This window comes from Aeromonas sp. Lyrl_2 (genome assembly GCF_051948815.1).
Classification (GTDB): Bacteria; Pseudomonadota; Gammaproteobacteria; order Enterobacterales; family Aeromonadaceae; genus Aeromonas; species Aeromonas veronii.
This window is the reverse complement of record NZ_JAYJLJ010000006.1, coordinates 21562-43015: the sequence shown is the minus strand read 5'-3', so window position 1 is coordinate 43015 and position 21454 is coordinate 21562. Positions and strand designations below refer to the sequence as shown.

Genomic DNA, 21454 nt, shown 5'->3' with positions numbered 1-21454 from the left:
AGCTGCCTCCTATTCCTTGGCTGAAAACAGACGATCCAGTGTCTGCTCGTAGTGGTGATATCCGAGGAAGTCGTAGAGCGACTCCCGGGTCTGCATGGTCTCCACGACGGCCCGTTGATGGCCATCCTGGCGAATATGGTGATAGACGTTGAGGGCGGCCTGATTGGCTGCGCGGTTGGCGCTTAACGGGTAGAGCACCATGTCGACCCCGTGCGCGGCGAGCTGCTCTTTGTCAAACAGCTCGGTTTTGCCGAACTCGGTCATGTTGGCGAGGATCGGCACTTCGGCCGCCTGCTTGAACTGGTCGTACTGGGCAAGCTCGGTCACCGCCTCGGCGAAGATCATGTCGGCACCGGCTGCCACATAGGCAGCGGTGCGTTCAAGAGCCGACTCCATCCCCTCCACCGCCAGTGCATCGGTGCGGGCCATGATGACGAACTCGCTATTCTCGCGGGCATCTACTGCCGCCTTGATCCGATCACACATCTCCTCCAGAGACACCACCGCCTTGTTGGGGCGATGACCGCAACGCTTCTGGGCAACCTGATCTTCCATATGGACAGCGGCAACCCCGGCTCGCTCGAACGCGCGAATGGTGCGGGCGATATTGAATGCCCCGCCCCAGCCGGTGTCGATATCGACCAGTAGCGGCACTCGGGTCGCTGCGGTGATCCGTTCGGCATCGATCAGCACGTCGTTGAGGGAGGTCATGCCGAGATCCGGCAAGCCGTAGGACGCATTAGCCACTCCGGCGCCGGAGAGATAGATGGCTTGAAAACCGCTGCGCTCGGCCATCAGCGCCATATAGGCATTGATGGTGCCGACGATCTGCAGGGGATGTTCATTGGCAAGGGCGGTGCGAAAGCGCAGGCCTGCCGAGGGGGACAAACTGGACATCATGACTCCTTTCACCTGTCTAGTCTGGCTATCTAATATCACGTTTACGTTAACGTCAATTATACTTTCGTAACATTCCGGTCGCAGGCAAGACAGGAAACCGGTTTTAGGGTAAATTTCACCAATTCCTTCAACAGGTTGAATTGTATGATGGAGCCCGGTTCCGTAATTGTCTGTCCGGCGTGCGACTTGCTGATCCAGCGCAAAGCACTGCCGTTGCGTCGCCATGCCCACTGCCCGCGTTGTCACCAACATCTCTATGGCCGTTATGCCTTTCGTCCTTCCCAGTTGATGGCCCTGACCATTACCGGTTTTCTGCTGCTGCCCTCCGCCTTTTTCGAACCCCTCATCTATCTGCGGCTGGCTGGGGTCAACACCGACGCCGACCTGCTGCGCGGTATCTTGGTGCTGTTTGGCGAAGGTGAATGGTGGGTAGCCAGCCTGGTGCTCTGGTGCGCGGTGTTGGCGCCAGTGGGGTTGTTGGCGGGGATCTTTGCGCTGGCTTCGGGTCTGGCCAAACGTTGGCACATTCTTCCCGTCACCTTGAAGCTGGTCGAGGTGTTTCGCCACTGGGCCATGCTGGAGGTCTATATCGTCAGCCTGCTGGTTGCCCTGTTCAAACTGATCGACATCGCCGATGTGCGCCTCGGTGGCGGCTTGCTCAGTCTCGGTATTCTGATGCTGCTCAACATGACCCTGCTGATCCTGTTTGACCCCGCCCCCTACTGGGCGCGGATCCCGTTAAAGGAGCCGGAACATGACCAGCGCCCGTGAGATGGGGCTCTGCCGCTGCCATACCTGCGGTCTGCTGGTGCGCTATCAAGCCGGGGCAGTCTGCCCCCGTTGCAGCAGCAAATTGCAGGTGCGCATTCCCCGCTCCCTCGCCTGGTCGTGGGGCTTGCTGGCGCTCGCCACCTTCATGTTGTTGCCTGCCAATCTGTTGCCCATTACCCATTTCTACAACAAGGGGTTACTGCAGTCAGATACCATCTTCAGCGGTATCATGATGCTCTATCGCAGCAAAATGAGCGGGATTGCCACCATAGTTCTCACCGCCAGCATACTGGTGCCAGTGGGAAAAATATTGGGGCTGGGCTGGATCTGCTGGCAGTTGCAGCGGGCCAAACCGGTGCGGCGCAAGCGCCAACTGGTGATGTATCGGGTGATCGATTTTATCGGTCGCTGGTCGATGCTGGACTTGTTCGTGATTTCGCTGATGGTGGCACTGGTCGATCGGGGTGTGCTGCTGAGTGTCCGCGCAGGCCCCGGAGCCACCGCCTTTGCCGGTGTGGTAGTGCTGACCATGATGTCGGCCCGCATGCTCGATACCCGTTTACTGTGGGACAAGGCGGCCCGTTAATGATTTCTCTGTTTTTGTCTGATGCGCTGTTTAATCCAGCCAATAAGGAGTCACTATGATCGGGGCTGAACCCGTCATCGAAAAGCGCCGCTGGTTATCGCCGGTCTGGCTGTTACCCCTGATAGCCCTGCTGCTGGCAGGTGGCTTTCTCTATCAGCAGGTATTGAGCCGTGGCCAGCTTATCCAGATCAACTTCGCCCAGGGCAACGGCATCTTGCCGGGTAAAACCCAGGTTCGTTATCAGGGGGTGGCCATCGGCGTGGTGCAAGAGCTGGAGCTGGCTGAAGATGGCCGCAAGATTGCGGTGATGGCCAAGATTGACAGCCGTGCCAGACCGCTTATCCGCAAGGGATCCGACTTCTGGCTGGTGAGCCCCAAGGCGTCGCTCACCGAGATCTCCGGCCTCGATACCCTGGTCTCCGGCAACTACATCAACCTGCAACCGGGGCGTGAAAGCAATCCGCTGGAGGAGACCTTCGATGCACTGGAGGGCCCTCCTCCCGGCTATCAGGCTCAGGGGCGCATGCTGCACCTGACCGCCGATTCGCTGGGTTCGGTTGGGATTGGCGCCAAGCTCTATTTCCGCGGTATCGAGGTGGGCAGCGTCATCAATACCCGTCTGGGTCAGGACAACCAGAACGTCATTCTGGATCTGGTGATCGAGCCGCGTTTCGAACATCTGGTCAAAGCTGATACCCGCTTCTGGAACATTAGTGGCATCAAGGGCTCCTTCAGTCTGGCCGGGGTGAGCGTGGAGGCTGGCAGCCTCACCTCCATTCTGAGCGGCGGCATTGCCTTTGATTCACCCAAAGATTCACCGGAACCTGAGAAGGGACAGACCTTCGTCCTCTATAAAGGGCTGGCGGAAGCGGCACGCGGTGCGCGTATCGACATTGCGGCTGGCGATCTTCCGGTCAAGGAGGGGATGCCCATCCTCTATGAGGGGATCGAGATCGGTCGTATCGACCCCATTCGGCTTACCGATAAAGGCCGGATGGTCACAGCGCTGATCAACCCGGAGCAGGCTTATCGCATTACCGACAAGAGTCAACTGGTGTGGGAGAGCGTCTCCCTCTCCGCGACCGGCGTGCAGCATGCAGATCGCCTGCTCTCAGGCCCTGCCATTCGTCTCGACTATGTGGTGGGCAAACCGGCACAGAAGATGACCCTGACCGATCGCGCCCCCCAGAGCGGCACCAAAGTGACGCTGCAGGCTGACGATCTGGCGGGGCTCAATCAGGATGCACCTGTCTGGTACAAGGGATTGCAGGTGGGCCGCATCAGCCAGCTCACCCTGGATGCGCGCGGCAATGCCAGCGTCGAGCTGGTGATGGCGCCGAACTATGGCCATCTGCTCAACCGTGCCCGCTTCTATCGCGCCGCCCCGTTGCAGATCGATGCCGATCTGAGCGGCATCAAAGTAGAAACCAGTCCGGCCAGTGCCTGGTTGGGAGGCGGGATCAAGCTGGTACAAGCCAGCAGTGGCGAGCGGATTAACCGTCTCTACCCGAGTCAGGAGCTGGCACTGCTCGGTACCCGTGATGCCAAGCCCCAGCGCTGGTTGCTCAAGGCAGATCAGGCCGATGGCATTGGCATTGGTTCGCCTGTGCTCTATCTGGGATTGGAAGCGGGCAAGGTGAAACAGCTGCGCGCCGCCAAAGAGGGGGTCGAGATCGAACTCGAGATTGATGGGGTCTATGCTCCCCTCCTCGCCCAACAACCCCAGTTCTGGAAAAAACCGGCCATCGACACCAAGGTGCGGGTCGATGGGGTGCAGGTCAAGGTGGGCAACCTCGGTACCCTGCTGCGCGGTGCCATCGAGTTTGATCGGTTGGCCAATGGCCGCAGCAGCCATCAACTGTTCGATTCCAGGGAGCAAGCCAAGGCCAAGGTGCGCCAACTGTCACTGGTGGCAGAGAGTAACCCGGGGCTCGGGATTGGCAGCCCGATCCGCTATCGCGGTGTCGATATCGGCAAAATTGAAGAGATCGAGCTGGAGCCGTCACTGGGTCAGGTGATCTTCAAGGCGGAACTCGATGGCCACTACGCCGAGCGTTTCCTGCAGTCCGGCGCCCGCTTTACTCTGGTGCAGGCCAAGCTGGGGCTGGGCGGTGTCGCTCACCTCGACACCCTGATCAAGGGGGCGTTTGTAGAAGCACAACCCGGTAAAGGCGCTGGCAAAGATCGTTTCCCTTTGAGTCAGACCGGTCCTCTGGGTCTGGCCCTGACCCTCAAGAGCCCCTCCGTCAATGGCCTGAGCGTCGGCAGCCCGCTACTGTTTCGCAAGATGGTGGTGGGCAGTGTCACCAAGGTGGCACTGGCTCGGGATGGTAGCGAGGTGGTGATCGACGTTAACGTCGATCAGGAGTATGCCCATTTGGTGCGGGCCAACTCCCGTTTCTGGAATGTCTCCGGGGTCAAGGCGGATATCGGCCTGACTGGCGGCACCATCGAAGTGGAGACAGTACAGAGCCTGCTGGCTGGCGGCATTGCTTTCAATACGCCGGAGAAAGAGATGGGTCCAACCGTCAAGGCAGGACACAGCTATCCGCTCTACGGCAAGGCCGAGAAAGAGTGGCTGGAGTGGAGTCCGCGTATCCAGCCCTGATCTCTTCCCTTTAAGCCCGGCACAGTGCCGGGCTTTTTTATATTCCGGTGCCTGTTGATAGGGTTCAGATTCAGAATATTCTTAGCCTTGTGGTAGGATATCGCCCCTCTTTTTCGGTCAACGAGACGGCACAGTGCACGACAACACCTTCCTTCCCGATTACTTTTTACGCCACATTGCGGCCATCATGCCGGCCCATCTCTCGATGGATGAGTTTGTGGCCAGTTGTCGACGTCCGCTGCGCCGCAGCATTCGGGTCAATACCTTGAAGATCGCCGTCTCGGATTTCGTCGCCCTGATGGAGCCACTGGGTTGGCAGCTTGACCCTGTCCCCTGGTGTGATACCGGCTTCTGGCTGACCCGCAGCGATGAAACCGTCCCACTTGGCAACACCGCCGAGCATTTGAGCGGGCTCTTCTACATTCAGGAAGCGAGCTCCATGCTGCCGGTGACGGCACTCTTTGCCAGCGACAAGATCAAAGCGGATGGCATGTTGCTGGATGCGGCGGCGGCCCCCGGCTCCAAGACCACCCAGATCGCGGCCCTGATGAACAATCAGGGAATGCTGGTTGCCAACGAGTTTTCCAGCAGCCGGTTGAAAGTGCTTAGCGCCAATATCCAGCGCTGCGGCGTGACCAATGTGGGGATGACCCATTTTGATGCCAAGGTATTTGGCCAGTGGTTGCCGGAGACCTTCGATGCCATCCTGCTCGACGCCCCCTGCTCCGGTGAAGGTACGGTTCGCAAGGATGAAGATGCACTGCGCAACTGGAGTATCGAGAGCATCGACGAGATCGCGGCGGTGCAGCAGGGGCTGCTGGAGAGTGCCTTCCATGCCTTGAAACCGGGTGGCGTACTGGTCTACTCCACTTGCACCTTGAGTGAGCAGGAGAACCAAGCGGTCTGCCAATCCCTGCTGGACAAGTTTGGCGATGCTTTGAGTTTTGACTCGCTGGCAGACCTGTTCCCTCATGCAGAGCAGGCCTGCACATCCGAAGGATACCTGCACGTTTGGCCCCAGATCTTCGACAGTGAAGGCTTTTTCGTCGCCAGATTGCGCAAGCATCACTCGGTTCCCAACACCATGTTCAAGCCGGGCAAGCTGGGTAAATTCCCCTTTGCGCCGCTTCCTGCCAAAGAGGCGGAACCCATGTTGCGCGAGATCGAAGCCAACTTCGGGGTGGCACCACAGGGTCTGCTGTTTGGCCGCAATGACGAGATCTGGCTCTTCCCCCAGCGGTTTGATCAGGTGCAGGGCAAGTTGCGTTTCGATCGCATCGGCATCAAGTTGGCCGAAACCTTCAAGAAAGGTTATCGCCTCACTCATGAGTGGGCATTGGCCTATGGCGATAAAGCGAGCAAGGGCGTGGTCGAGCTGGATAGCGCCAATGCGCGGGAATTCATGATGGGGCGGGATGTCTGGCCAGAACAGGATGCTGGCACTGGCGAGGTGATCGTCCGCTATCAGGGGCATACCCTAGGCATGGGGAAATGGGTGGGGAGTCGGGTCAAGAATGCCCTCCCCCGCGAGCTGGTGCGTGACAACAATCTGTTCAATGCCTAGTGGGTTGTTCGGTGCATAAGCACTTGAACGAGTCTGAAATACCCACACTCTGGTTGAACTTTTCTTCGGATCTTGAAAAGCCTTGAGCCTTGTCTAAGCTTAAGGCAATCCGAACACCAGTTAGCGCACGGCTCTGCAAGGAGCCAATTCCCCTATGCCAGGTACAAGGAATTCGTACCTGGCTTTTTTTATCTCTTCACGTATCGCTGTTACTTCACTCTTGTGTCTATTCAACGGTCTCTTCGACCTGTGTGGCGACTCTGTTTTCAAACGGAGGTTCTCTACCCAGCTCATGTTGGTAGAGCAGATCGATCGCCTGCTCGATGAGTGATGCCTGACTGTCTTCGAGATGAAGACCTAGTGCGGCCAATCGTTCGGCGTGGCGATTGCTGATCCAGCATTGCAGCCGGGTATGGGTCTCCTGCTTGCGTTTTACATGTTGGCGCTGCCGCTCGGCATTGTTTTGGGGCCCCGCCTCTTGCTCTTCACGCACTGTCATTTCTTGGCTCATATGTCCTTGCGATATTACGTTTCCGAGTTTGTTATCTCTCATCACATGCCATTATCCATTGGAAGATGCCCCTTCCACCTTGGGCTGCTGGCTGCACGGCAAATATATCATCAGATCAACAAGATATCATTTAACATAAAAAATGCAGTAGCGCAGTTGTGTCAAAGCAAGCCATCAAGGGCATGATCGGAGAATTTATGGGCGTCATCGAAGTACTCCTGCAGGGTTCGCATATCCTTGTGGCGCGTCACCTCAATGATCTTGTTCATCGGTTTGCCGGCTGTTACCGCCGAGGTGATAAAACCGCGGCGCAGGCTATGGCCACTGACGTAAAGATCGTCGATGGTTTGGGCGGTTCGGCGTTTGATCATCAGATTGATGCCCTGGGGGCCGAGTGGTTCGGCCATCAGTTGACCCCAGCGGTTCATGCGCCGAAATAGCGGTCCCTCGCTGATCCGGCTTTTGTGTAGCCATTTTTTCAGTGCCGACACGGGGCAATAGTGTTTGCCCGGGATCAGGGCTATCTCGGTTTCATGCAGCTGATGCTTGCTCGGTTTGAGGCGAAGGCGGATCCCCTGCCCCACAAAATCGAGATCGCTCACCTCAATTCGGGCTGCTTCCGAGCGGCGCAAGGCGCCACTGAACATCAAGAGCAGCAGGGTGTGATCACGCAAGCCAGCCAGATCACCGGTGTCGATGCCATCCAGCACCTGGGTCAATGGTTGCAGCGTCAGGGCACCGGTTTTGCGCTTGCGGTTATCCCCCAACCTGACAATGCCGCGCATCATCTCCTTGATTTCAGGATGCTCGGTGGGCATGGGATGAATGCCTTTCTGCTTGAAGGCATAACGGATCCCCGCCAGCCGTCTCACCAGGGTTGCCGGTTTTCGAGGCTCGCCATTACGCAACTCCCCTTTCCCCTCCTCTTTATCCAACCATACCCAGTCGGCCAATACGCCGTCAGCCTGATCAGCGAGAAAGTTCATGATGTCATGATGGGTTGTTTGTAGCGGATCCAGCCCGTGCAATTGGCACCAGAAGACAAAAATACGGGTATCCGCCTGATAGGCATTGAGGGTGGAATCCGCTTTTGCACTGCGTAAAAAGCGTCGTGCTCGGCTATTTAGCTGGGCATCGAAAACAGTCTGCAGTGACTGATGAACTGGATTGGACAAGGTTGGATATGCCACGGAACTCTATGATTCATATGAAGTTTGAGAGGATCTTACAGGATCCTTCCCATACATCAAGTATCGATAATGAATATTATCGATACTTAGAACATCTTGTTTTAATACCCTTTGACCACGCTGAATAAAGGAAACATAGGAATATCATTCAACCCAGTTTGGCAGAAACGAAAAAGTAAAATTGGCAGGAATAAGTGAGAGATAACGTATCTCGGTGTTGATATTCAGATGGGTAATCAGCTTGGTATTTGAAATATATAAGCCCCGAGCAACGGGGCTTCTGTGTTATTGTTTCGCCAGTTTGAATAGTTCAAAGAAATTCCGGCTGGTGGCTTCTGCCAATTCATTAAGCGGAATATGACGCAGATCGGCAATAAACTGCGCAACGTCTCGCACAAAGGCGGGTTCGTTCTCCCTCCCTCGATGCGGCACGGGGGCAAGATAGGGCGAGTCGGTTTCGACCAGCAATCTGTCGAGGGGAAGTGCCTTGACCACCTCTTGCAATGCAGACGCATTTTTGAAGGTGGCGATCCCGGAGATGGAGATATAGAACCCCATCGCCATCGCAGCTTGCGCCATTTCGAGGGATTCGGTGAAGCAGTGCAGCACACCGCCAACCTGATCAGCGCCCTCTTCGCGCATGATCTGCAAGGTATCTTGCTGGGCATCGCGGGTATGGATGATCAGCGGCTTGTTCAACGCGCGCGCAACCCGGATATGTTCGCGGAAAGAGGCTTGCTGAACTTCCTTGTTCTCGGGCGAGTAAAAGTAATCGAGACCGGTCTCACCGATGGCCACCACACGTGGATCGGCAGCTTGCTTGAGCAGCAACTCGGCATCGACACCGGGTTCCTGATTGAGCGGGTGTACCCCGCAGGAGGCAAACACCTGGGGATAGGGAGCGATCGCCTCGAGCATGGTCGGGAACTGTGCCTGAGTCACACTGACACAGAGAAAATATCCCACGTCCAGTTTCGCGGCCTTGGCCAGTACATCAGCCATGCTGGTCTGCTTGCTGCCATAGCTGAGGCGATCGAGATGACAGTGGGAATCAACGAGTAACATATAAAACCTTTCTGCTTGTCGGTACTTATAACCAGCGACTGAGCCAGTTCATCAGATGGATGGTGGGATTGGAGAGCTGACCCGGCTGGCATGCCGCTTTCAGGGCAACCAGATCTTGTTCTGCCTCCAGCAGTTTTTCGCTGGAGTGCTGCTCCGCCAAACGTTGACTCAAGATGGCCAGATCAGGCATTGCCAGCTGATGGTGACCACATCCGGCCTGGGTTTTCAGGGCATCGCACAAGAAGAGCTGCAACCAGTGCAACCTGACCTGCGTCTCCTGACCAAGCTGGCTGCACAATGCCGTCGCCTTGACCGGAATTTGACTCAGGGCGACAAACTGCTCCAGCAATTCGCGGCGAGTCCCGTCCTGTTGTTGCTCGATATAGTCGAGTACCCGCAGCGGGGCCCCCTGACAGATCCGCACCTGAGCCAGAGTGGCCTGATGACCCTGCTCGGCCAACCAGCGTACTGTCTCCCCTTCCGCAGGCAACTGACAGACATGTTTGTGACAGCGACTGAGAATGGTGGGAAGCAACCGGGAAACCTGGGAAGCGATCAGCAACAGCAAGCTGTCGCCGGCCGGCTCTTCCAGGGTTTTCAGCAGGGCATTTGCCGCCGATTCGGTCATCCGCTCCGCATCAGGAATGATCACCACCTTGCCACGGCCGAGCTGGGCAGAGCCCTGCAGCCGGGTGCAGATCTCGCGAATGGCCTCGACCCCGATGGTCTTGCTGTCGCGAGTTATGGTGCCGAGATCCGGGTGGTTACCCTTGTCAAACAGCTGGCAGGAGTGGCACTGACCGCACGGCTCTCCGCGATCCGGTTGCTGGCAAAGGTGTAAACGCGCCAGCCGCTCGGCCAGTTGCTCCTTGCCAAGACCGGGATCTCCTAGCAACAACCAGGCGTGGCCGAGACGACCGGACTGGGCCGTCTGGCTCAGGGCATGCCAGTCGGGGATCAGCCAGGGATGCATAGCGGCTCGTTCGACAGATAGTGATCCAATGCACACTCAATGGACGTTTTGACCTGTTCCGGCGTTCGCGCCGCATCGATCACCACAATGGAATCATCCTTGGCGGCCAGTTCGAGATAACGAGTTCGGGTACGCTCGAAGAAGCTCAGTTGCTCCAGTTCGATGCGATCCAGCTCGCCGCGATGGCGAGCGCGCTGCAAGCCAAGGGCAGGATCGATATCGAGATAGAGGGTGAGATCCGGCTTGAAGTTGCCGAGCACCGCCTGCTTGATGGCACCGATAAGCTGGGCATCGATACCACGGCCGCCACCCTGATAGGCCTGGGAGGAGAGATCGTGGCGATCTCCCACCACCCAGACACCGTCGGCCAGTGCCGGCTTGATGCGGGTCTCCACCAGTTGTACCCGGGAGGCATACATCAGCAGCAGTTCCGCCTCGATGGTGAGGCGCTCGTCGTGCACCTCTTTGACGATGGCCCGCATCCGCTCGGCTAGCGGCGTACCACCCGGCTCGCGGGTGCACTCGATCCGGTTGATGCCATGGCGCTGCAGATAGTCGGTCACATAACGCACGGCCGAGCTCTTCCCTGCCCCTTCCAATCCTTCGATCACAATAAATTTAGACATTAGGGTTTCTTCAATATGTATTCACGAACCGCCCGATTGTGTTCATCGAGGGTCTTGGAGAAATAGTGGGCACCGCCCCCCTTGGCGACAAAGTAGAGATAGTCGGTCGATTTGGGGTTAAGCGCAGCTTCGATGGATGCCTTGCCCGGCATGGCGATAGGCGTGGGCGGCAGACCGTCGATCACATAGGTGTTGTAGGGATTCTTGTCGGTCAGATCGCTGCGGCGAATGTTGCCATCGTAGCGATCTTTCACCCCGTAAATAACGGTGGGATCGGTTTGCAACTTCATGCCCAGACGCAGACGATTAACAAACACCGAGGCGATCTGCGCCCGCTCGTCCGGCTGGCCGGTCTCCTTCTCGATGATGGAGGCCATGATTAACGCCTCATAGGGGGTCTTGTAAGGCAGGTTGGCCTGACGTTTCTCCCAGCTCTGCTGCAGGAAAGTCTCCATATCCTGATGGGCGCGACGCAGTATCGAGAGATCGCTGGCATGGGTGGTATAGGCATAGGTTTCCGGCAGGAACCACCCCTCCAGCTTGCCATTCTCGATGCCGAGCTCCTGCGCCAGGTCGGCTTCGGATTGCTCGACGGTCAATCGCTCAAGGTATGGGGCGCTGGAGAGCTGCTTCTGCCAATCCTCGAAACGGGAACCTTCGACGAAGGTGAGGCTGAAGTGAAACTCCTTGCCCGATGCGAACAGAGAGAGGGTCTCCTTGAGAGGGGCACCTTCCTTAATTTCATAGGTGCCCGATTTGATGGCCACCAGTTCGGGATGGCTGCGCAGCCAGAGCCGCACCGCCCAGGGGCTGGTTTCCCCCTCCCCCAGTTCGGCGATGAGACGCGCCGCATGGGCGCCCTTCTCCACCGTAAAGAGCCGGGTCGGCCCCTTGTTGGTGAGCGTCTCTACCTGTTGCCATTTGTAATGTACATAGCCCCCGGCAGCGGCTACCGTCAGTGCCGCCCCCGCGAGCAGGGTGTAAAGCCGATTAAACTTCAATGACCAAACGCTCCTGTAAACGGCGACTCAATACCGCTGGGGGATAGTGAATATCCTCGATGCCATTGACCGGCACGATCCCCATCAAGGTATTGGTGAGCCACACCTCTTCCGCCTGCCATAGTGACTCCAGCGGAGCCTCTACCACGCGCAACTCAATACTCATCTGTTTCAGCATCGCCATCACCTGGCGGCGCATGATGCCATCGACACCACCGCGGGCGAGATCGGGCGTAAACACCGTCTTGCCCCGACGCCAAAACAGATTGGCACTGACCCCTTCAATCAGAAAACCGCGACTGTTAAGCACTATCCCTTCGACTGCATTTCGGCTGACAAGTTCGCTTTTCAGCAATACCTGCTCCAGACGATTCAAGGTTTTAAGCCCGGCCAGCATGGGCGCATCGCCGATCCGCTGGCGGCACACCACCATCTCGATCCCCTCCTGTTGCCACTGGCCATAGTGAGTGGGAAATGGCGCCAGAGTGACAATCCGGGTTGTGTGTTGACATCCGCTGCCATCATAGCCCCGCCCCCCCTCGCCGCGGGTCAGGATCACCTTGGCCACGCATTGTGGCTGGTCGGCCACCATCTCTTCAACCTCCTGGGTCAAGAGATCCCAGTCCGGTTCAACCAATCCCAGCCGGTTGTTGGCCAGCTGCAACCGTGCCAGATGGGCAGGCCACTGCAACACGCGACCCTCCCTGACCGCCATGGTGGTGAAATGACCGTCACCATAGGCCAGCCCCCGATCATGGGCCGAGATGGTATCAAGCTTCATACCATTGATAAGCAAAGGGATCCCTCCGATAAAAAAGGCCCGATACCGGCAGTATCGGGCCTGTGTCTTTGCCCTGCGGCAAATTATACGCGTTTGAAGATCAGTGAGCCATTGGTGCCGCCAAAACCAAACGAGTTGGAGAGGGCGTATTCAAAGCTGCCTGGTTTGGCCACATGGGGTACCAGATCCAGATCGCACTCATCATCCGGGTTGTCCAGGTTGATGGTGGGCGGAGCCACCTGATCACGCAGGGCCAACACAGTGATGATCGCCTCGATGGCACCGGCGGCGCCCAACAGGTGACCGGTCATGGATTTGGTGGAGCTGACCATCAGGGATTTGGCGTGCTCACCAAACACCGACTTCATGCCACGCAGCTCGGCCACATCACCCAGCGGGGTGGAGGTACCGTGCGCGTTGATGTAACCAATCTGCTCGGGGGCAATGCCTGCATCCTTGATGGCGTTTTTCATGGCGCGGGCGCCACCGTTACCATCAGCGGGAGGCGCAGTCATGTGGTACGCGTCACCGCTCATGCCAAAACCGACCAGCTCAGCGTAGATCTTGGCGCCACGGGCCTTGGCGTGTTCGTACTCTTCCAGCACCAGTACACCGGCACCGTCACCCAGTACGAAACCGTCGCGATCCTTATCCCACGGACGGCTCGCTTTTTGCGGCTCGTCGTTGCGGTTGGAGAGTGCCTTGGCGGCAGCAAACCCACCCATTCCCATAGCGGTGGAGGCTTTCTCGGCACCGCCAGCGACCATCACATCGGCATCACCGTAAGCGATCATCCGGCCAGCCATACCGATGGCATGGGTACCAGTGGTACAGGCGGTAGTCACGGCGATGTTCGGCCCTTGCAGACCTTTCATGATGGAAAGATGACCGGACACCATATTGATGATGGTGGACGGAACGAAGAAGGGACTGATCTTGCGCGGGCCTCCGTTGACCAAGCTTTCGTGGTTCTGTTCAATCAGACCCAGACCACCGATACCGGAGCCAATCGCCACGCCGACACGCTCGGCATTCTCTTCATTGATGGTCAGGCCGGAATCATCCAGCGCCTGCATACCGGCCGCGATGCCGTATTGAATGAAGAGATCCATCTTGCGAGCGTCTTTACGGTTGATACCGTACTGCTCGGGATCGAAATCCTTGACCAGGCCAGCGAAGCGGGTTGCAAACTCGCTGGCATCAAAATGTTCGATAAGGGAAATGCCGCTCTGCCCGTTGAGCAGTGCTTGCCAGCTGGATTCGGCAGTGTTACCCACCGGGGAAAGCATCCCCAAGCCGGTCACCACGACTCTGCGTTTTGACACTGAGGTAGTCTCCGAGAGGTGTTTTGAAAGGGAACAAATACAAAAGAAGCGGCCCTTGGGCCGCTTCTTTCAGAACAGGAACTTATTCCTGATTAGCGGTGATGTAGTCGATAGCCGCTTGAACAGTGGTGATCTTCTCGGCTTCTTCATCAGGAATTTCGGTATCGAATTCTTCTTCCAGCGCCATTACCAGTTCAACGGTATCCAAAGAGTCAGCGCCCAGGTCGTCGACGAAGGAGGCAGCGTTCTTAACGTCTTCCTCTTTAACACCCAGTTGTTCGATGATGATTTTCTTTACGCGTTCTTCGATGTTGCTCATGACCTGAATTTTCCTTTAAAAATACGCTATTTGCGTCTGGTTGGGGTAGTTTATTCAATTGACGTGAGTTTGCAAGTAGCTTGCCGCTGGTCAAACCACGAAATGTGCCAAACTTCGGCGTACTATCGCAAATTTGAACAGATCTTACGACAAATTGATTACACCATGTACATCCCGCCATTAACATGCAGGGTTTCGCCGGTGATATAGGCTGCTTCATCAGAAGCCAAGAATACCACAGCTGCGGCAATTTCTTTTGGATCACCCAAACGGGCGGCAGGCACCTGACTCATGATGCCGGCACGTTGATCGTCATTCAGGGCACGGGTCATGTCGGTTTCGATGAAACCGGGGGCAACCGCGTTCACTGTGATACCACGGGATGCCACTTCCCGCGCCAACGATTTGGTAAAACCAACCAGACCGGCCTTGGCGGCAGCATAGTTGACCTGACCGGCATTGCCCATGGTTCCCACCACGGAGCCAATGCTGATGATGCGACCGTGACGTTTCTTCATCATGGCACGCAACACCGGTTTGCTCAGACGGTAAAGCGAGGTCAGATTGGTATCGATGATCTCGTTCCACTCGTCATCTTTCATCCGCATCAACAGGTTGTCACGGGTGATACCCGCGTTGTTGATCAGGATGTCGATGTCGCCAAAGCGCGCCTTGATGGCGGCGAAGACGGCTTCGATGGATTCCTGGCTGGTCACGTTCAGTGCCATGCCGCAACCATTCTCGCCCAGATAGGCGCTGATCGCCTCGGCACCGCTCTCGCTGGTCGCCGTACCGACCACTTTCGCGCCACGGGCCACGAATGTTTCGGCAATCGCACGGCCGATGCCACGACTGGCACCGGTCACCAACACAACCTTATCGGTAAAGCTCATCACTTGCTCCTGTTTACTTGATCTGGGCCAGCGCCTGCTCGAAAGAGGCGGCATCGTTGGCGTGAATACCTTCCACGCGCTTGTCGATGCGCTTGGCGAGCCCGGTCAACACTTTGCCCGGTCCCATCTCGATCTCGAGGGTAACGCCCTCATTGGCCATCCGCTCGACAGTCTCGGTCCAACGAACCGGGCTGAACAGCTGACGTACCAGTGCTTGCTTGATGGCGGCCGGATCCTGTTCACAGGATACGTCGACATTATTGATGACAGCGATGGTTGGAACCTTGATCTCGATCCCGTCCAGCGCAGCTGCTAGTTTTTCTGCGGCAGGTTTCATCAGCGCGCAGTGAGACGGCACGGAGACCGGTAGCGGCAGCGCACGCTTGGCGCCCGACTCTTTCATCAACACGTTGGCACGCTCAACGGCCTCTTTGTGACCGGCGATAACTACTTGGCCCGGGGAGTTGAAGTTGACCGGAGAGACCACCTGCCCTTGTGCCGCTTTTTCGCAGTTGGCTGCGATGGATTCGTTATCCAGACCGATGATAGCCGCCATGGCGCCGGTGCCTTCCGGTACCGCTTCCTGCATGGCCAGACCACGCAACTCGACCAGTTTGACCGCATCGGCAAAATCGAGTGCGCCGCTGCAAACCAGCGCGGAGTACTCACCCAGGCTGTGACCCGCCATCATGGCAGGAGTTGCCCCACCCTGCTGTTGCCACAGGCGCCACAGGGCGACAGAGGCCGTCAGCAGCGCAGGCTGAGTGCGCCAGGTTTTGTTCAGATCTTCAACCGGACCATCCATCACCAGGGCAAACAGGTCATAACCCAGCACCTGACTCGCCTCGGCGAAGGTCTCCTTGATCACGGCATGTTGTTCGGCCAGCTCGGCCAGCATGCCAACGGACTGGGAACCTTGTCCCGGGAAGGCAATGGCAAATTGGGTCATCATTGATTCCTTTTAGATAAGACAAAAATGAAATCGGTGACGGGATGATGGAAACACCATCCCGCCGAAGATCAAAGGCGAACCAGCGCCGAGCCCCAGGCAAAACCGCCGCCAAAGGCCTCCAGCAGTACCAGCTGACCCGGTTTGATCCGGCCATCTCGCACCCCTTCGTCGAAGGCAACCGGAACGGAAGCGGCAGAGGTATTGCCGTGCTTGTCGAGGGTCAGCACCACTTTATCGAGGCTCATACCCAGCTTCTTGGCGGTGGCACTGATGATGCGGAAGTTGGCTTGATGCGGCACCAGCCAGTCCAGCTTGCTCGGCTCGATGCCAGCAGCGGCCAACGTTTCGGTGACGATCTCGCTCAGACGGGTGACCGCGACCTTGAAGACATCGTTGCCCTTCATATACATGTAGGCTTCGAGCTCGGCACCCGGCATGCCGCGGCGAGGGTGCGGCAGCTTGAGCAGCTCGCCATAACGGCCATCGGCATGGAGATGGGTAGAGAGGATGCCCGGCGTCTCGCTGGCACCGACAATCACAGCCCCTGCCCCATCACCAAACAGGATGATGGTGCCGCGATCTTGCGGATCGCACATGCGGGAGAGCACATCGGCCCCAACGACCAGCACATGGCGGGCGGCACCAGATTTGACGAACTGATCGGCAATAGAGAGTGCGTAGGTGAAACCGGCACAGGCAGCAGCCACGTCAAAGGCAGGAATGCCCGGTACGCCGAGCAGCCCCTGCAGCTCGCAGGCAGCAGCCGGGAAGGCATTTTCAGCACTGGTGGTGGCCAGCACTATCATATCGAGATCGGCAGCGGTCAGACCGGCTGCTTCCAGGGCCCGCAGGGCGGCCTGGCAAGAGAGGGTGGCAACGGTTTCGTCAGCCCCGGCAATGCGGCGCTCACGGATACCGGTGCGTTCCACGATCCACTCATCACTGGTCTCAACCATCTGCTCGAGATCGGCGTTGGTACGCACTGAACTCGGCAGGTAGCTGCCAGTACCCAGAATTTTGCTATGCATAGAGTTCTTATAGATCCCTGTCAGAGAAGACAGCTTCAAGGCGATCTGCTATTTGCAGTGGAAGTTGATGTTTGGCCTCTTGTGCGGCCAGCAGGATCGCATTACACAGAGCGCGCCGTTCGGCCCGCCCATGACTTTTTACCACAATGCCGCGCAATCCTAACAGACTTGCCCCGTTATACTGGTCGGGGTTCAGGTAAGAAAAACGCCGTTTGAACATAAATCCGGCGATTCGGCCAAGAAAAGTGCGTTTCTTGCGGGGATATCCGGCCAGGTGGGCCATCATCCGCACCACCCCTTCTGCCGTCTTGAGGGCGACATTGCCGACAAAACCGTCGCAGACGATCACGTCGCTGTCGCCGCTGAAGATGCGATCCCCTTCGACGAACCCGACATAATTGAGCGCGTGGCACTGACGCAACAATTCGGCGCTGTGGCGCACCAGATCGTTGCCCTTGATCTCCTCCTCGCCGATGTTGAGCAAGGCAACACGGGGTGATGCAATGCCTTCTACCTTTTCGGCCACGACAGAGCCCATCACGGCAAACTGCAGCAAGGTATCCGCATCGCAACTGACATTGGCGCCGAGATCCAGCATCACGGTGCGTTTGCCACTCAATGTTGGCAACGCCTTGATGAGGGCGGGTCTGTCTACCCCGGGTAGGGATTTGAGCACGCACTTGGCCATCGCCATCAACGCACCGGTATTGCCGGCACTGACGCAGGCATCGGCCTCACCGGCTTTCACCAGATTGAGTACCACCCGCATGGAGGAGTCTTTCAGAGTACGCAGCGCCACGATCGGTTTATCGCCCATGCCAACCACCTGGGATGCATGTACGAAACGGACTCGGGGATGATTCAGCAAGCCATGTTGCTGCAGCAAAGAAGAGGTCTGGTGCTGGTCGCCGACCAGGATCAGTTTTAGCTGGGGTAAAAGAGACAGTGCCTGCACGGCGGCAGGCACTGTTTCCGAGGGGCCAATATCTCCCCCCATGATGTCTAGCGCGACAGTTTGCGTAGACAAAGGCAATCCTTAAGCGATTACCTTTTTACCGCGGTAGAAACCATCGGCAGTCACGTGGTGACGACGATGAATTTCGCCACTGGTCTGATCAACAGTCAGGGCAGCTGTGGTCAGCGCATCGTGGGAACGACGCATGCCACGCTTGGCACGGGTTTTACGGTTCTGTTGTACGGCCATTGTAGGCTAACTCCTAAATTCACTTACGTTTAAGCTCTTCAAGAACTGCAAAGGGATTCGGCCGCTCATCAGCAGGTTCGATTTCACCCCAGGTCATCTCCATGTTTCCTCTCGGGCAGGCATCCAGAGAATGCATTGCGACTTGAGGCAACGAGAGGATGAGTTCATCCTCCAGGATTTGATGAAGATCTATCTCGCCGTTTTCGTCCAACTCAATGGGCTCATAAGCTTCCGGCAGTTCTTCCTCGTTTGTTCTTTCGAACAGCGGAGTGTAGATAAATTCAGCTTCACAGAGGTGTTCGAATGTCTCTCCGCAACGTTGGCAAACCAGATCAACCTTGGCATGGGCAGTGCCTTTCATAACGGTCAACTTCTGGACATCTTTGCCAAAGTGCAGTGATACCTCGATATCACTCTGCAAGCCAGCGGTTGATTCCTCCAGCCTGGGCATCTGCGACTTTTCCACTATCCCGATGTAATCGAGCAGCTTCAAGGCACTACGGACTGGATCAACCTTAACGGGCAACTTCACCTTTTGCATAGGGCGCGAATAATATAGGTCCAACAACTGATAGTCAAAGGAAAAAGTCCTTACCGCCGATGATTTTAACGTCACAAGTCCCTAGAATGCCGGTACTCGCTTTCATCGGTACCTGATTATGCCACAGAATCTGATCCTCGCCTCAACTTCTCGCTATCGCAAAGCCCTGCTGGAGAAGCTCGGCCTCCCCTTTGAATGTGCCGCCCCCGATGTGGATGAACGCCCGCTGGCTGGCGAATCCGCCGAGGCGCTGGTGGCCAGACTGGCTCGTGCCAAGGCTGATGCCATCGCCCGACATCGTGATCACGGCTTGATCATCGGATCTGATCAGGTGTGTGTCTGCGATGGACGCATCCTCGGCAAACCGGGCACCATCGACAATGCCATCGCCCAGCTGATGGCGGCTCAAGGTCGCAGCGTCACCTTCTATACCGGCCTGTGCGTGGTAAATGCCGCAACCGGTGAGGCTCATCAACTGGTGGAACCTTTCACCGTCCATTTTCGTAACCTCGATGAAGCCGCCATTCGCCGCTATGTAGAGGCAGAATTGCCCCTAGATTGTGCGGGCAGCTTCAAATGTGAAGGGATGGGGATCGTTCTGTTCAAGGGGCTGGAGGGGCGCGACCCTAACGCATTGATCGGTCTGCCACTGATCGGCCTGATCGAGCTGCTGGAGCGCCACGGTATTGCCCTGCCCTGATTGCGGACGAATAGATAAGCTAGAACGAGAATATAAAAAGCCCGGTCAATAGACTGGGCTTCTGTTATCAATCAGATCGATGTCTCTTAAAGAGAGGCGTCTATAACAGCACGCGAAGAGCCGTCATGGAGTCCACCACCGCCACAGGTCCGTGACGACTGAGGGCATCCCGACTATCTACACCCCAAGTAACGCCAATGCGCGGCATGGCAATTGCCTCGGCCATCGCCATATCGTGAACAGAGTCGCCGATCATGACGGCCTGCCGGGGTGACAGCCCCAGCTCGTCCAGGATCTGCTCAAGCATCAGCGGATCAGGCTTGGAGCGAGCCTCATCGGCCCCACGACTGGTCACAAACAACGGGTGCAGCCCGGTCTCATCCAATACCCGAGCCAGCCCACGGCGCGATTTGCCAGTAGCGACGGCCAGTTGCAGCCCCCGTGACTGCCAGTCATGCAGCAGCTCCCCTGCCCCAGAAAACAGCGGGCTGGGGGTGGTGTCGTGCAGATAGTGATGACGATAGCGATCGATGAGCATGGCAATCTGGCGCTCATCAATGGCGGTGCCACTGTCGCTACGCAAAGGGAACAGGCGGGACATGGCGACATCGAGGCTCAATCCGATGATCTGCCGGATCTGGGCTGGCGCAGGTACCGCCAGCTCACAATCTCTGGCAGCCCCCTGCACACAGGCAACAATCCTGCCCACCGAATCCATCAGAGTACCGTCCCAATCGAAAATGGCGAGCCGGATATCTTGCATCAGCGTGGCAAGCCGTTGAGGAAGTTGTCGAGCTCAGGAGCGAGCGGCGCTTCTACCTGCATTTCGCGACCATCGGCCGGATGGGTGAAGCTGAGCTTCCAGGCATGCAAAAAGAGCCGTTTCAGACCTTGGCTGCGCATTTTCTCGTCAAACGCTGCTTCACCGTACTTATCGTCACAGGCGATCGGATGACCGGCATGCAGGGTGTGCACGCGGATCTGGTGAGTTCGACCGGTGATCGGGCTACATTCGACCAGAGTCGCTTCGGCAAATTGACGCACGATACGGAACCGGGTTTCGGAGGGCTTGCCATCGGCACTGACCCGCACAACCCGTTCGCCTGACTGCAAATCGTTTTTGCGCAGCGGCGCATTGACCACCTTGACGTGAGCCTGCCATTTACCACGCACCAGCGCCAGATACTGCTTGCGCATGGTCTTGACCCGCAACTGCTCATGTAAGCTGCGCAGGGCGCTGCGTTTTTTGGCAACCAGCAATACACCAGAGGTGTCGCGATCCAGTCGATGAACCAGTTCGAGGAAGCGGGCTTCCGGACGCAGGGCGCGCAGCCCTTCAATCACGCCAAAGCTCAGACCGCTGCCACCGTGTACTGCCATGCCGGAGGGCTTGTTCAGCACGATCATGGCATCGTCTTCGAACAGGATCTGGCTCTCCAGACGCTGGATAACCCCGAGGTTTGCCGAAGGCAGCTCATTCTTCTCGGCAACGCGCACGGGGGGCACCCGTACCTCGTCACCTGCGCAGAGTTTGTACTCCGGTTTGATGCGCTTTTTGTTTACTCGCACTTCGCCTTTACGAAGGATGCGATAGATCAGGCTCTTGGGGACGCCCTTTAGCTGAGTCTTGAGAAAATTGTCGATGCGCTGCCCGTCATGCTCAGCTTCGATGGTGAGCAGCTGCACTTGTTGTTGTATCTGTGTCATGGCGCAGATTTTAACACTGCCAGCGCCCCTTGGCTGCATGGTTTGTTGAAAAATGGCGCCTTGCTATAAAAGAGGTTTAAATGGGATAATAAACAAGGTTTTGTCATTGTGTTCAAGCCTTGTACTAAGTGGCCAAAAAGTATGCCACCCAATCCCGAAACACCGTGTATACAAGAACATGACGGTTCCCGGGTGCGAGGTACAACGCA

23 protein-coding genes are annotated in these 21454 nt (G+C 57.1%); 5 read left to right on the top strand and 18 right to left on the bottom strand.

The genetic code is table 11. From position 1 onward, the window contains the following. Positions 1 to 9: 9 nt before the first annotated feature. Positions 10 to 897, bottom strand: coding sequence for a methylisocitrate lyase (prpB, locus tag VF684_RS06885; RefSeq protein WP_139441394.1), 888 nt, complete (start codon positions 895 to 897; stop codon positions 10 to 12). 147 nt (positions 898 to 1044) lie between these two features. Between prpB and VF684_RS06880 the strand changes: the two genes are divergently transcribed. The 4 genes from VF684_RS06880 (at position 1045) to rsmF (ending at position 6429) form a co-directional block, all read left to right on the top strand. Then, positions 1045 to 1671 carry a paraquat-inducible protein A gene (locus tag VF684_RS06880; protein ID WP_005333129.1) on the top strand — a complete coding sequence of 209 codons (627 nt, stop codon included), beginning with the start codon at positions 1045 to 1047 and terminating at the stop codon, positions 1669 to 1671. Then, positions 1655 to 2257 carry a paraquat-inducible protein A gene (locus tag VF684_RS06875; RefSeq protein WP_005333132.1) on the top strand — a complete coding sequence of 201 codons (603 nt, stop codon included), beginning with the start codon at positions 1655 to 1657 and terminating at the stop codon, positions 2255 to 2257. The genes VF684_RS06880 and VF684_RS06875 overlap by 17 nt, the downstream gene beginning before the upstream one ends. Positions 2258 to 2312: 55 nt before the next feature. Continuing rightward, a complete protein-coding gene (locus VF684_RS06870) occupies positions 2313 to 4865 on the top strand; it encodes an MlaD family protein (protein ID WP_139441362.1) in 2553 nt (850 codons plus the stop codon). 133 nt (positions 4866 to 4998) lie between these two features. Further along, complete coding sequence (gene rsmF / locus VF684_RS06865) at positions 4999 to 6429, top strand: 16S rRNA (cytosine(1407)-C(5))-methyltransferase RsmF (protein ID WP_201914726.1); 1431 nt, start codon at positions 4999 to 5001, stop codon at positions 6427 to 6429. A 226-nt stretch (positions 6430 to 6655) separates the two neighbouring features. On the opposite strand, the gene VF684_RS06860 is transcribed toward rsmF, so the two are convergent. The 15 genes from VF684_RS06860 to yceD form a co-directional block, all read right to left on the bottom strand. Beyond that, the gene (locus VF684_RS06860; protein WP_041235150.1) at positions 6656 to 6940 is read right to left on the bottom strand and encodes a RepB family protein; all 285 of its coding nucleotides are present in this window, start codon (positions 6938 to 6940) and stop codon (positions 6656 to 6658) included. 161 nt (positions 6941 to 7101) lie between these two features. Continuing rightward, positions 7102 to 8130, bottom strand: a complete 1029-nt coding sequence (locus VF684_RS06855) for a site-specific integrase (RefSeq protein WP_139441364.1) — start codon at positions 8128 to 8130, stop codon at positions 7102 to 7104. A 285-nt stretch (positions 8131 to 8415) separates the two neighbouring features. Beyond that, positions 8416 to 9195 carry a TatD family hydrolase gene (locus VF684_RS06850; protein ID WP_139441365.1) on the bottom strand — a complete coding sequence of 260 codons (780 nt, stop codon included), beginning with the start codon at positions 9193 to 9195 and terminating at the stop codon, positions 8416 to 8418. 25 nt (positions 9196 to 9220) lie between these two features. Then, positions 9221 to 10168 carry a DNA polymerase III subunit delta' gene (holB, locus tag VF684_RS06845; RefSeq protein WP_440173998.1) on the bottom strand — a complete coding sequence of 316 codons (948 nt, stop codon included), beginning with the start codon at positions 10166 to 10168 and terminating at the stop codon, positions 9221 to 9223. Continuing rightward, on the bottom strand, positions 10153 to 10794 hold the full coding sequence (gene tmk, locus VF684_RS06840; RefSeq protein ID WP_201914733.1) for a dTMP kinase: 642 nt from the start codon (positions 10792 to 10794) through the stop codon (positions 10153 to 10155). The genes holB and tmk overlap by 16 nt, the downstream gene beginning before the upstream one ends. Then, complete coding sequence (gene mltG / locus VF684_RS06835) at positions 10794 to 11795, bottom strand: endolytic transglycosylase MltG (RefSeq protein ID WP_005333156.1); 1002 nt, start codon at positions 11793 to 11795, stop codon at positions 10794 to 10796. Before mltG ends, tmk begins: the two co-directional genes overlap by 1 nt. Next, positions 11785 to 12591 (bottom strand): aminodeoxychorismate lyase, encoded by an 807-nt coding sequence (gene pabC, locus VF684_RS06830; RefSeq protein WP_139441368.1) that lies wholly within the window; start codon positions 12589 to 12591, stop codon positions 11785 to 11787. The genes mltG and pabC overlap by 11 nt, the downstream gene beginning before the upstream one ends. 68 nt (positions 12592 to 12659) lie before the next feature. Beyond that, a complete protein-coding gene (gene fabF, locus VF684_RS06825) occupies positions 12660 to 13901 on the bottom strand; it encodes a beta-ketoacyl-ACP synthase II (RefSeq protein ID WP_005360452.1) in 1242 nt (413 codons plus the stop codon). A gap of 82 nt (positions 13902 to 13983) precedes the next feature. Continuing rightward, positions 13984 to 14220 carry an acyl carrier protein gene (gene acpP / locus VF684_RS06820; protein WP_005300909.1) on the bottom strand — a complete coding sequence of 79 codons (237 nt, stop codon included), beginning with the start codon at positions 14218 to 14220 and terminating at the stop codon, positions 13984 to 13986. A 158-nt stretch (positions 14221 to 14378) separates the two neighbouring features. Continuing rightward, positions 14379 to 15113, bottom strand: a complete 735-nt coding sequence (fabG, locus tag VF684_RS06815; RefSeq protein WP_005333159.1) for a 3-oxoacyl-ACP reductase FabG — start codon at positions 15111 to 15113, stop codon at positions 14379 to 14381. A gap of 13 nt (positions 15114 to 15126) precedes the next feature. Next, positions 15127 to 16062 (bottom strand): ACP S-malonyltransferase, encoded by a 936-nt coding sequence (fabD, locus tag VF684_RS06810; RefSeq protein ID WP_005333161.1) that lies wholly within the window; start codon positions 16060 to 16062, stop codon positions 15127 to 15129. A gap of 71 nt (positions 16063 to 16133) precedes the next feature. Beyond that, positions 16134 to 17093, bottom strand: a complete 960-nt coding sequence (locus VF684_RS06805) for a beta-ketoacyl-ACP synthase III (protein WP_139441369.1) — start codon at positions 17091 to 17093, stop codon at positions 16134 to 16136. Between the two features lie 7 nt (positions 17094 to 17100). After that, positions 17101 to 18120, bottom strand: coding sequence for a phosphate acyltransferase PlsX (gene plsX, locus VF684_RS06800; protein WP_139441370.1), 1020 nt, complete (start codon positions 18118 to 18120; stop codon positions 17101 to 17103). Between the two features lie 9 nt (positions 18121 to 18129). After that, a complete protein-coding gene (gene rpmF / locus VF684_RS06795; protein ID WP_005300935.1) occupies positions 18130 to 18297 on the bottom strand; it encodes a 50S ribosomal protein L32 in 168 nt (55 codons plus the stop codon). A gap of 19 nt (positions 18298 to 18316) precedes the next feature. Continuing rightward, a complete protein-coding gene (yceD, locus tag VF684_RS06790; protein ID WP_005345553.1) occupies positions 18317 to 18838 on the bottom strand; it encodes a 23S rRNA accumulation protein YceD in 522 nt (173 codons plus the stop codon). Between the two features lie 118 nt (positions 18839 to 18956). On the opposite strand from yceD, the gene VF684_RS06785 reads away from it, so the two are divergent. Continuing rightward, positions 18957 to 19538 (top strand): Maf family protein, encoded by a 582-nt coding sequence (locus VF684_RS06785; RefSeq protein WP_139441371.1) that lies wholly within the window; start codon positions 18957 to 18959, stop codon positions 19536 to 19538. Between the two features lie 100 nt (positions 19539 to 19638). Here the strand turns inward: VF684_RS06785 and VF684_RS06780 are convergent, their stop codons facing one another. Then, positions 19639 to 20301, bottom strand: coding sequence for an HAD-IA family hydrolase (locus VF684_RS06780; protein WP_139441372.1), 663 nt, complete (start codon positions 20299 to 20301; stop codon positions 19639 to 19641). Further along, entirely contained in the window at positions 20301 to 21245 is a 945-nt protein-coding gene (rluC, locus tag VF684_RS06775) for a 23S rRNA pseudouridine(955/2504/2580) synthase RluC (protein ID WP_005351815.1), read from the bottom strand. The genes VF684_RS06780 and rluC overlap by 1 nt, the downstream gene beginning before the upstream one ends. Positions 21246 to 21454 lie beyond the last annotated feature (209 nt).

What these genes read in the sequence shown, in the direction of transcription:
- VF684_RS06880 (WP_005333129.1), top strand. Translation starts at nt 1,045, where the DNA reads ATGATGGAGCCCGGTTCCGTAATTGTCTGTCCGGCGTGCGACTTGCTG.
- holB (WP_440173998.1), bottom strand. Translation starts at nt 10,168, where the DNA reads ATGCATCCCTGGCTGATCCCCGACTGGCATGCCCTGAGCCAGACGGCC.
- VF684_RS06860 (WP_041235150.1), bottom strand. Translation starts at nt 6,940, where the DNA reads ATGAGCCAAGAAATGACAGTGCGTGAAGAGCAAGAGGCGGGGCCCCAA.
- VF684_RS06850 (WP_139441365.1), bottom strand. Translation starts at nt 9,195, where the DNA reads ATGTTACTCGTTGATTCCCACTGTCATCTCGATCGCCTCAGCTATGGC.
- prpB (WP_139441394.1), bottom strand. Translation starts at nt 897, where the DNA reads ATGTCCAGTTTGTCCCCCTCGGCAGGCCTGCGCTTTCGCACCGCCCTT.
- acpP (WP_005300909.1), bottom strand. Translation starts at nt 14,220, where the DNA reads ATGAGCAACATCGAAGAACGCGTAAAGAAAATCATCATCGAACAACTG.
- VF684_RS06785 (WP_139441371.1), top strand. Translation starts at nt 18,957, where the DNA reads ATGCCACAGAATCTGATCCTCGCCTCAACTTCTCGCTATCGCAAAGCC.
- VF684_RS06805 (WP_139441369.1), bottom strand. Translation starts at nt 17,093, where the DNA reads ATGCATAGCAAAATTCTGGGTACTGGCAGCTACCTGCCGAGTTCAGTG.
- fabD (WP_005333161.1), bottom strand. Translation starts at nt 16,062, where the DNA reads ATGACCCAATTTGCCATTGCCTTCCCGGGACAAGGTTCCCAGTCCGTT.
- tmk (WP_201914733.1), bottom strand. Translation starts at nt 10,794, where the DNA reads ATGTCTAAATTTATTGTGATCGAAGGATTGGAAGGGGCAGGGAAGAGC.
- fabG (WP_005333159.1), bottom strand. Translation starts at nt 15,113, where the DNA reads ATGAGCTTTACCGATAAGGTTGTGTTGGTGACCGGTGCCAGTCGTGGC.
- rluC (WP_005351815.1), bottom strand. Translation starts at nt 21,245, where the DNA reads ATGACACAGATACAACAACAAGTGCAGCTGCTCACCATCGAAGCTGAG.
- rpmF (WP_005300935.1), bottom strand. Translation starts at nt 18,297, where the DNA reads ATGGCCGTACAACAGAACCGTAAAACCCGTGCCAAGCGTGGCATGCGT.
- VF684_RS06780 (WP_139441372.1), bottom strand. Translation starts at nt 20,301, where the DNA reads ATGCAAGATATCCGGCTCGCCATTTTCGATTGGGACGGTACTCTGATG.
- VF684_RS06870 (WP_139441362.1), top strand. Translation starts at nt 2,313, where the DNA reads ATGATCGGGGCTGAACCCGTCATCGAAAAGCGCCGCTGGTTATCGCCG.
- yceD (WP_005345553.1), bottom strand. Translation starts at nt 18,838, where the DNA reads ATGCAAAAGGTGAAGTTGCCCGTTAAGGTTGATCCAGTCCGTAGTGCC.
- VF684_RS06875 (WP_005333132.1), top strand. Translation starts at nt 1,655, where the DNA reads ATGACCAGCGCCCGTGAGATGGGGCTCTGCCGCTGCCATACCTGCGGT.